6 protein-coding genes and 1 pseudogene are annotated in these 9,451 nt (G+C 74.5%); 3 read left to right on the top strand and 4 right to left on the bottom strand.

The window, feature by feature from the left end; translation table 11 throughout:
• The first annotated feature begins 5 nt into the window (after window positions 1–5).
• Window positions 6–419 (top strand): STAS domain-containing protein, encoded by a 414-nt coding sequence (locus ACFXOZ_RS01040; RefSeq protein WP_380586284.1) that lies wholly within the window; start codon window positions 6–8, stop codon window positions 417–419.
• 27 nt (window positions 420–446) lie between these two features.
• Here ACFXOZ_RS01040 and ACFXOZ_RS01035 read toward each other — a convergent pair whose 3' ends face one another.
• The 4 genes and pseudogenes from ACFXOZ_RS01035 to ACFXOZ_RS01020 all read right to left on the bottom strand — a co-directional run bounded on the left by ACFXOZ_RS01035 (window position 447) and on the right by ACFXOZ_RS01020 (window position 5,978).
• Window positions 447–2,174 carry a thiamine pyrophosphate-dependent enzyme gene (locus ACFXOZ_RS01035; protein WP_380524465.1) on the bottom strand — a complete coding sequence of 576 codons (1,728 nt, stop codon included), beginning with the start codon at window positions 2,172–2,174 and terminating at the stop codon, window positions 447–449.
• Window positions 2,175–2,194: 20 nt separating this feature from the next.
• Window positions 2,195–3,777, bottom strand: a pseudogene (locus tag ACFXOZ_RS01030) (FMN-binding glutamate synthase family protein).
• 122 nt (window positions 3,778–3,899) lie between these two features.
• Window positions 3,900–4,604 carry a metal-dependent hydrolase gene (locus ACFXOZ_RS01025; protein ID WP_380524462.1) on the bottom strand — a complete coding sequence of 235 codons (705 nt, stop codon included), beginning with the start codon at window positions 4,602–4,604 and terminating at the stop codon, window positions 3,900–3,902.
• A gap of 180 nt (window positions 4,605–4,784) precedes the next feature.
• Complete coding sequence (locus tag ACFXOZ_RS01020) at window positions 4,785–5,978, bottom strand: LacI family DNA-binding transcriptional regulator (protein ID WP_380524461.1); 1,194 nt, start codon at window positions 5,976–5,978, stop codon at window positions 4,785–4,787.
• Between the two features lie 152 nt (window positions 5,979–6,130).
• Between ACFXOZ_RS01020 and ACFXOZ_RS01015 the strand changes: the two genes are divergently transcribed.
• Entirely contained in the window at window positions 6,131–6,835 is a 705-nt protein-coding gene (locus ACFXOZ_RS01015; RefSeq protein ID WP_380524460.1) for an alpha/beta fold hydrolase, read from the top strand.
• 27 nt (window positions 6,836–6,862) lie between these two features.
• Window positions 6,863–9,385 carry a beta-glucosidase gene (locus ACFXOZ_RS01010; RefSeq protein WP_380586518.1) on the top strand — a complete coding sequence of 841 codons (2,523 nt, stop codon included), beginning with the start codon at window positions 6,863–6,865 and terminating at the stop codon, window positions 9,383–9,385.
• The last annotated feature ends 66 nt before the right edge of the window (window positions 9,386–9,451 follow it).

The raw sequence follows: 9,451 nt of genomic DNA, 5'->3' as shown, positions 1-9,451 counted from the left end.
ACGTGGTGCCCGCCTTCACCCTCACCATCGTCGTCAGCACCCATCCGGCGGGTGCGGCCGTCGTCGTGCTCGCCGGGGAGCTCGACTACCACACCGCGCCACGCCTCCACCGGGCCCTCGAAGGGGTCCCGACCGGGGTACCGGTGGTCCTGGACATCTCCGGGCTGGAGTTCTGCGATTCGATCGGGGTCTCCGAGCTCGTCCTCGCCTCCCGCCGCCCCCGTCCCCCCGGAACCCGGCTCCCGCTGGTCGGCACACCCGCCCACCTGCGGATGCTGTTCACCCTGACCGGCGTGGACGGCCTGGTGACGCACCACCAGCGGGTCGAAGCGGCCGTCGCCGCCCTGACCGGAGCACGCCCGGCCCCGCCCGGCGAAGACCCGCGATCGCCGGGCGGGGCCGATGACGTCGGCCGGTGACCCGCCCTGAACCCCGGCGGGTCCCGGTCAGCCGTCGTGGCTCCGGAGCGTCTCCTTGATCTTGGCGATCGCGAATCCCCAACCCTGCTCGACGGTCGGCTTGCCCGGAACGGCGAGTTCCTGCGGGTTGGTCAGGACGTCCAGGAGCACCGGTCCGGGTGTGTCGAAGGCCCGGCGGACCGCGTCGGACAGCTCCGAGGGACGGGTGACCCGGATACCGGTCAGGCCGAGGGCGGTCGCGACGGCGGCGAAGTCCGGGTTGTCCAGCTCGGTGCCGAACTCCGGCAGTCCGGCCTGTTCCTGTTCGAGCTTCACCATGCCGAGGCGGCGGTTGTCGAACACGATGAGCTTGACCGGCAGCCGGTGGGTCCTGATCGTCATCAGGTCGCCGAGGAGCATGCTCAGCCCCCCGTCACCGCAGAAGGCCACGACCTGCCGGTCGGGGGCCCAGAGCTGGGCGCCGATGGCCTGGGGCATGGCGTTGGCCATCGAACCCAGGTTGTAGGACCCGAGCAGGCGACGGCGGCCGCGCATGGTCACGAACCGGGACAGCCAGACCGTCGCCATGCCGGTGTCGGAGGTGAAGATCGCGTCGTCGCTCGCGCAGGCGTCGACCGCGGCGGCCAACGCCTCCGGCCGGACGTCGTGGTCGCGGTTGTCCAGCGCGCTGCGCAGCCGTCCGAGCAGTCGGTGGTCGTGCCGGGGGTCCGCCAGGTGCCGCTGTCCTTCGGTCCACTGCTCGAAGCGTTCGCGGGCCTCCTTGAGGTGGGCGTCGCCCCCGGCGGGCCGCAGGAGCGGCAGGAGCGCGCGGAGGGTGGCACCGGTGTCGCCGGCCAGTCCCACGTCGACCGGGGTGCGGCGGCCGAGGTTGCGCTCCAGGAGGTCGATCTGGACGACCTTGCAGTCGGCGGGGTACCAGTCCCGGTAGGGGAAGTCGGTACCGAGCATGATCAGGGTGTCGCAGGCGTCGAGCGCCTGGGCGGCGGCGGGATTGCCGATCAGGCCGGTCTGGCCGATCTGGTACGGGTTCTCCCCCTCGAAGCCCTCCTTGGCCTTCAGGGTGAGGACCATCGGGGCGGACAGCCGCCCGGCGAGTTCCAGCACCTCCTGGCGGGCGTCCCGGGCCCCCCGGCCGACCAGGAGGGTGATCCGCTCCGCGGCGTTGACGAGGTCGGCGGCCTCGCGGATGCCCGCGTCATCGGCCCGGGTGACGGGCCGCACGCGCGGGAAGCGGGCGGGGCGGTCGTCGGTCAACTCACGGTCGCCGAGGTCCCCGGGGACGGTGAGGACGGCGACACCGCGCTCGCCGACCGCGCTCCGGACGGCGGTCTCCAGCATCCTGGGCAGCTGGTCCGGCGAGGTCACGGTGGCCCGGAAGACCGCGACGTCCCGGAACAGCAGGTCGTTGTCGACCTCCTGGAAGTAGTCGCTGCCCAGCTCGGAACGCGGAACCTGGCCGGCGATGGCCAGTACCGGGGTGCGGCTCTTGGCCGCGTCGTACAGTCCGTTGAGAAGGTGCACGGAGCCGGGGCCGACGGTCCCCATGCACACGCCCAGGCTGCCGGACAGCTGGGACTGGGCGCCGGCCGCGAACGCCGCGGCCTCCTCGTGCCGGCAGCCGACCCAGTCCAGGCCTTCGGTGGTGCGGATGGCGTCGGTGAGCGGGTTCAGGGCGTCGCCGACGACGCCGAACACCTGGCGCACGCCCAGCTCCTGCAGGGCATCGACGATCACGCGGGCTACGGTTCGTGCCACGGGGGTTCCTCTCGGGGGTGTCAGACGGTGAACCGGTCGGGGCGGGCGGCGTCCCAGTCGCGCGCCCAGCCGGCGGGTGGCTCCTGGAGCAACTGCCCGGGCTCCAGCCGGTGATGGGTGTCCGCGTAGGAGCGGATGGTCTGCGGGCCGAGGCGCCGCTGGAGCATGTGCGGGCGCAGCTGGGACGGGTGGTCGACGCCCATGGCGGCCATGATCTGCAGGGCGCTGCGGACGGTGGCCTCCTGGTAGCGCCGTACCCGCTGGGACTTGTCGCCCACGTGCAGCGCACGGGCGCGGCGCGGGTCCTGGGTGGCCACGCCGACCGGACAGGTGTTGGTGTGGCAGCGCTGGGCCTGGATGCAGCCGACGGCGAACATCATGGCCCGGGCCGCGTTGGTGTAGTCCGCCCCCTGGATCAGCCGCTTGACCAGGTCGCTCCCGGTGGCCACCTTGCCGCTGGCGCCGATCCGGATGCGGTCCCGCAGCCCGGTGCCGACCAGTGCGTCGTGGACCGTCATCAGTCCCTCGGTGAGCGGCATTCCGAGGTGGTCGGCGAATTCGAGCGGGGCGGCCCCCGTCCCGCCCTCCGCGCCGTCCACGACGATGAAGTCCGGTGTCACCCCCTCCTCCAGCATCGCCTTGCAGACGGCGAGGAACTGCTGGCGCGAACCGACACAGAGCTTGAAGCCGGTCGGCTTGCCGCCCGTCAGTTCGCGCATCCGGCCGATGAAGCGGACCAGTTCGCGCGGCGTGGAGAACACCCGGTGGTAGGGCGGGGAGACCACCGTCCTGCCCTCCGGGACCCCGCGCACCCGCGCGATCCGCGCGTCGACCTTCGACCCGGGCAGCACGCCGCCGATCCCCGGCTTGGCACCCTGGCTGAGCTTGAGCGACACGCACTTGACGTGCGGGTGCGCCGCCTTCTCGGCGAACGCGCCGGGGTCGAAGTCGCCGTCCTCGGTGCGGCAGCCGAAGTAGCCGGTGCCGATCTCCCAGATCAGGTCTCCTCCGGGCCGCAGGTGGTACTCGGACAGCCCTCCCTCGCCGGTGTCGTGGGGGAAACCCCCCAGCGCCGCACCGGTGTTCAGGGCCAGCAGCGCGTTGGCGGACAGCGAGCCGTAGCTCACATCGCCGACACGTTGAGCAACGCCATCGGGTACGGCCGGGCGCAGTCGGGACCGCCGACCGGCACCCGGGGCGCCCGGTCCGGCACGGCGACCGGGGCCATCGACGGCACCAGGAACTCGCGTCCGGTGCCGTACAGGTCCAGCTCCGTGCCGAAGGGCTCCTCCGCGTCCGTCCCCTTGGCCCGCTGGTAGACGATGCTGCGGGTGTCACGGTCGAACGGGCTGCCGTCCACATTGCGTTCGACGAAGTACTGCTGCACCTCCGGCCGGATGCCCTCCAGCACGAACCGCAGATGACCGATGACCGGGAAGTTCCGCAGCACGGAATGCCGGGTCTGCAACAGGTCCGCCAGGGCCAGTGCCGACAACGGGAGGAGGACGGCCGCCGCACACCACCACCACGGCGAGACGACCAGGGCGGCCACCGTGGTGCCGACCGCTGAACAGACTGTCAGGGCAACTGCGAGAAATCTCATCACAGCAGCCGTCTGTCCCCGAAACGCCCGGTCAATCGCCCTGGTCGCGTGGATCTGGCCCGTGATCGGATCGCATGAGGCGGCTCACCTGGTCGACTCAGCCGCGGACCGCACCGCGGCGCTCAACTCGCGGCCAGGAGTGGGGAGAAGACCGAGAACCACAGCACCGCGAAGGTGGCGACCGTCATCAGCGGGACGACGAACCTGGTCTCCACCTTCCCGCCGGTGCGCCTGATCAGCACCAGCTCGAAGCGCCCGGGCCAGGGCCAGAACAGGGGCGCGCCCCTGCGGGTCAGGCAGTCACCGACCAGGTGGCTCAAGGTCCCCAGGCAGACCGTGTAGGGCAGCCGGTCGGCGAAGCCGGTGAACCAGACGGCCACCGTCGCGGCCCCGACCCCGGCCAGACCGACGGAGGTCACCCATGCCGTCAGCCCGCGGCCCGGCGGGTGCAGGTGCAGGGCCCGCGCCGCGAGCGCGAACAGCACGAAGGCGAGACCGACGGTGAAGCCATTGCCGACGCGGGTGACGCCCATCCAGGTGCCCCACCCGGTGAGCGCCACGAACAGCAGCGAGTGGGTCGCGTGCCGGTGGCCCCCCGACAGCCTGCCGATCAGCCGGCACAGCCCCCTCGACAGCGGACCCAGCAGGTGCGCGGGCGTCGCGTCGTGGTGGTCGAGGTCCGGCAGCAGCGCCGCTCCGGCGCAGAGCAGGGTGCCGATCAGCACTTCGCTCGGCCGCATCCCCGTGTCGAACAGCGCCTCCGGCAGCACCGGCGCGGTCGCCGCGAAGAGCAGCGCCCCGCCGATCGCATGTGACTGACCCAGCACTCCGGAACCCGCCCCCTCCCCATCGGGCCGGCCGCCGGCCCCGCCGACGCCCTGCCGACCGCCCGCCTGCCCCCTTCGGCCCGGACCATTCCCCCGAACACCTGCGGCGGTCCGGCCAGCCGGGTTGCCGACCGGGAGCGGCACCCCGCCCCGATCACCACCAGGAACCCCGCGGACGGCCTACGAGGAGTCGCGGGCGGCCAGGTCGACCGTCATCAGGTTCCGGCTCACCCGGGGTGCCTCCGGATCGGCGACGAACTGCTCGACCAGAGCGGCGAGTTCCTCGCCGGACGGCAGCCCGACCCGGACCGAGCTCAGCCTCGGCCGCACCAGCCGGGCCAGCAGCAGGTCGTCGGCGCCGACCACGGCCACCGCAGCGGGTACGTCGACCCCGGCGTCCTGGAGGGCGCGTTGGGCCAGGACGGCGTACTCGTCGTTGTAGCCGAACAGGGCGTCCAGGCCTAGTGCGCGGCAGCGCTCGGCGAGGGCGGCGGCGGATGCCTCGGTGTAGGCGAGGCGCAGCGGTTCGACGACCGCACCGGTTCCGGGGCCGGAACCGGAATCGGCCGTGGCGGCCACCGCCGCCCGGGCGCCCGCCAACCGGGCGTCGCTGAACACGTCGAGGGCGCGGTCCTCGGGCAGCACGACGCCGATCCGGCGCCGGCCGCGCTCCAGCAGGTGCGCTGCGGCGACCGCGCCGACCTCTCGCTGGTCCATGGTCAGGGCGTGCGCGCCGGGGACGGGCGGCACGCCGAGGGTGAGGACGGCGCGGGTGCCGGAGCGGCGCAGGATCCGCACGCCGTCCGGGGTGAGGTCACGGGCCAGGCAGAGCACGGCGGTGGGGCGCAGCTCGGCCCAGGTGCGGGCCGCGGCGTCCCCGGCTCCTTGGCTGGGGCCGAGCAGGACGGCGGTGTACCCGTGCCCGTGCAGGGCCTCCTGGAACTCCCGGTAGAAGCCGCTGAACAGCGGGCCGATCGGCACCGCGTCGCCGACCACCAGGACCAGTCCGGTGCGGCCGGCCCGCAGCGAGCGGGCTCCCGCGTGCGGGACGTAGCCGAGCTGCTCGGCCGCGGCGCGGACCCTGGTCCGGGTGCGCTCGCTCACCCGGCCGCCGGCGGTGTCGTTGAGCACGAAGGAGACGGTGGCGCGGGAGACCCCGGCCAGCCGGGCCACGTCCGCGCTGGTCGGCGCGCCACCGACGTCGGCGGGCAGTGCGTCGTCGGCCGGTACGTCGGCGGGCCGTCCGTCGGGCCGTAGACCGGGCCGCCCGCCGGCGGGCGCGGACGAGGTGCCGCTGTGAGCCGACGGAGCCCCGCCGGGAGCGGTCGGCCGGCCTGCGGGGGCCTCGGGGGCCGGAGTGTCGCTGCTGTTCATAACGGTTCGCATCTTTTCACGCCGAGGCTCTGGCCGGTGGCCGGATCCTGCTGCTAAACCTATGGTTACACGAGTAACCGTTACACGTGTAACCATGACCAACCGCTGCGGCACCGAACACGCTGCTCACCCCCCGGAAAGGTTGCAGAGCAATGAAGTTGAGCACCCACGAGTGGGGCAGCGGCGACCGGATCGCCGTACTGGTGCACGGCATCATGTCCGACCACCGCAGCTGGCGCCGGGTCGGCCCGGCGCTCGCCGAACACGGCTACCGGGTCATCGCCGTCGACCAGCGCGGCCACGGGCTCAGCCCGCGCGGCACCGGCGCGAGCCCGCACGAGCGCTACCCGCTGGAGGCGTACGCCGACGACCTGGTGGAGACCCTCCCGGCCGGGATCGAGCTGGCCGTCGGCCACTCGCTCGGCGGCCTCAGCCTGCTCGGCGCGGTCGAGCGGCTGAGGCCGACTCGCGCCGTGTACGTCGACCCGGCCTGGCAGTTCGCCCAGGCACAGGTCGACCCGGAGATGTTCGTCGCCTTCCGGGACGCCACCCGGGAGCAGATCACCGCGCTCAACCCCCGCTGGGAGGCGGCCGACGTCGACGTCGAACTCGCCACCCTCGCCGTCTGGGACCCGGACACCGCGCGCGGCCTGGCCGACCGGCGGGCCGGCCTGCCCGCCGCCGCGGCCGTGCAGTCGCTGGTGGTGCTCGCCGACGGCAGCTTCCTGGTCGGCCCCGATGACGCCGAGGCCCTGCGCGGGCGCGGCTTCGAGGTCCGCACCGTGCCCGGCGCCGGCCACACCGTGCAGCGGGACGACTTCGACGGCTTCATGGCCGCGCTCGACGGCTGGATCTGACCCGTGACCGACCGCAAGGAGAACCCGATGACCCCCGACGCCCGCCGCGAAGCCGCCGTCGAGACCGCCCTGGCCCGGCTGGACCTGCCCGGCAAGGTCGCCCTGCTGGCCGGCGCCGACATGTGGTCGCTGCCCGCCGACGAGCGGATCGGCCTCGGCCGACTGGTCTGGTCCGACGGCCCGGCCGGCGTGCGCGGCGAGCGGTGGACCCCGGACGACCCGTCCGTGGCCCTGCCCTCGCCCACCGCGCTCGCCGCCACCTGGGACCCGGAGCTGGCCCGCCGGGCCGGCCGGCTGCTCGCCCAGGAGGCACGCCGCAAGGGCGCCCACGTCGTCCTCGCCCCGACCGTCAACCTGCATCGCAGCCCGCGCGGCGGCCGCCACTTCGAGTGCTACTCGGAGGACCCGGTGCTCACCGGGGAGATCGGCGCCGCGCTGGTGGCCGGCGTCCAGGAAGGCGGGGTCGGCACCACGCCGAAGCACTTCGTCGCCAACGACTCCGAGACCGAGCGCTACACCGTCGACGTCCGGGTGGACGAACGCGCCCTGCGCGAGCTGTACCTGGCACCCTTCGAGACGATCGTCCGCAAGGCCCGGCCCTGGGGCCTGATGGCCGCCTACAACGGCGTCAACGGCCCGTCCATGAGCGAGCACCAGGAGCTCAACAACCGGGTCCTGCGCGAGGAGTGGGGCTTCGACGGGGTCCTGGTCTCGGACTGGACCGGCGCCCGGGACACCGTCCGGGCCGCGCTCGGCGGCCTCGACGTCGCCATGCCCGGCCCGGCCACCGTCTACGGCGAGCACTTGGTGCGGGCCGTCCGCGAGGGCCTGGTCCCCGGGTCCGTGGTCGACGGACTGGCCCGCCGCGTCCTGCGGCTGGCCGCCCGGGTCGGCCTGCTGGCCGGCGCACCGGCGGCCGTCCCGGCCGAGCAGCTGCCCGCGCCCGTGGACGGCGAGGCGCTGGTGCGCGAACTGGCCGCCCGGTCCTTCGTGCTGCTGCGCAACCAGGGCGGCATACTGCCGCTCGCCCCGGCGCCGGCCCGGCTCGCGGTGATCGGCGCTGCCGCCGCCGAGGCCCGGATCGGCGGCGGCGGCAGCGCCCAGGTCTTCCCGACCCGGGTGGTCAGCCCGCTGGACGGCCTGCGCGCCGCCCTCGGCCCCGGCGCCGAGCTGGTGTACGAGCTGGGCTCCGACCCCCGCACCCACCTCTCCCCGCTGGCCGCCGACTGCACCGCCGAACTGCTCGACGCGGACGGCACGGCGCTCGGCACCGCCGTCCTGCCGGAGGGCGAGGTGCGCTGGCTCGGCACCCTGCCCGGCGGCGTGGCCTTCGGCGGGCTGTCCCGGGTCCGGGTCACCACCACCGTCCCGGCCGGCCCCGCCGGGCGCCACCAGCTCTCCGTCCGCGGCGTCGGCCGCTTCCGGCTGGAGGCGGACGGCGCGGTGCTCTTCGACGACGTCCTGCTGCCCGTCGGCGAGGACCCGGCCGCTGCCTTCCTCAACCCGCCGGAGCGGCGCTTCGACCTGGAGCTCACCGACACCGGCACCGCCGAGGTGACGCTCACCCACTTCCTCCCGGAGGCGGCCGGCTTCGCCGGCTTCGGGCTGGTCTCCTTCACCCTCGGCCACGCCGCCCCGACCGCCTCCGCGGAGGAGCTGATCGAACGCGCCGTGGCGGCGGCCCGGGCGGCCGAGGTCGCGGTGGTCGTGGTCGGCACCACCGAGGAGGTGGAGAGCGAGGGCGTGGACCGTGCCGGACTGCGACTTCCCGGCCGCCAGGACGAGCTGGTCGCCCGGGTCGCGGCCGCCAACCCGCGCACCGTGGTGGTGGTCAACTCCGGCGCCCCGGTGCTGATGCCCTGGCGGGAGTCGGTCGCCGCGGTGCTGCTCGCCTGGTTCCCGGGCCAGCAGGCCGGCGAGGCGCTGGCCGACGTGCTGCTCGGCACCGTCGAACCGGGCGGCCGACTGCCCACCACGTGGCCCGCCGAGGAGGCCGACAGCCCGGTCTGGGAGGTCTCCCCGACCGACGGCCGACTCGACTACAGCGAGGGCCTGTTCATCGGCTACCGGGCCTGGCAGCGCCGCTCCGGTGCCGCCCCCGCCTACTGGTTCGGCTCCGGCACCGGCTACACCGACTGGTCCTACGAGGGCTTGGAGGCGCGCCTGACCGGCGAGGCACGGCAGTCCGAGGAGGCGCGCCTGACCGGCGAGGCGCGGCCGACGGACGGCTCCGCCGAGGCCCTCGCCGAGGTGACCGTCCGGGTCCGCAACACCGGTGCGCGGCCCGGCCGCGAGGTGGTGCAGGTGTACGTCGCCACCGACGGCTCGGACCGCAGCCGCCCGGACCGCCAGCTGGCGGGTTTCGCCGTGGTCGAGGCCGGGCCCGGCGAGCAGGCCACCGCCCGGATCACCCTCCCACTGCGGGCCGTGCAGAGCTGGGACCCGGCCGCGCAGACCTGGCGCACCAACACCGGCGTGCACACCGTCGAGGCCGGGCGCAGCGCCGGCGACCGGCGGCTCGCCCTGGCCCTGGTGGTGCCGCAGGACTGACCGGCCCGGGCCGGGGCGGCGGTCCGGGGGCGACGCCGGGGGCGGGTGCCGCGACGGCGGTCTCTT

This window comes from Kitasatospora sp. NPDC059160 (assembly GCF_042755465.1).
In the GTDB taxonomy this organism is placed as follows: Bacteria; Actinomycetota; Actinomycetes; order Streptomycetales; family Streptomycetaceae; genus Kitasatospora.
Note: the sequence above shows the minus strand (reverse complement) of the source record. Positions and strands in the feature narration are given on the sequence as shown.

Excerpts from the sequence above, each read along its gene's own strand:
- ACFXOZ_RS01015 (WP_380524460.1), top strand. The coding sequence starts at position 6,131 with ATGAAGTTGAGCACCCACGAGTGGGGCAGCGGCGACCGGATCGCCGTA.
- ACFXOZ_RS01010 (WP_380586518.1), top strand. The coding sequence starts at position 6,863 with ATGACCCCCGACGCCCGCCGCGAAGCCGCCGTCGAGACCGCCCTGGCC.
- ACFXOZ_RS01020 (WP_380524461.1), bottom strand. The coding sequence starts at position 5,978 with ATGAACAGCAGCGACACTCCGGCCCCCGAGGCCCCCGCAGGCCGGCCG.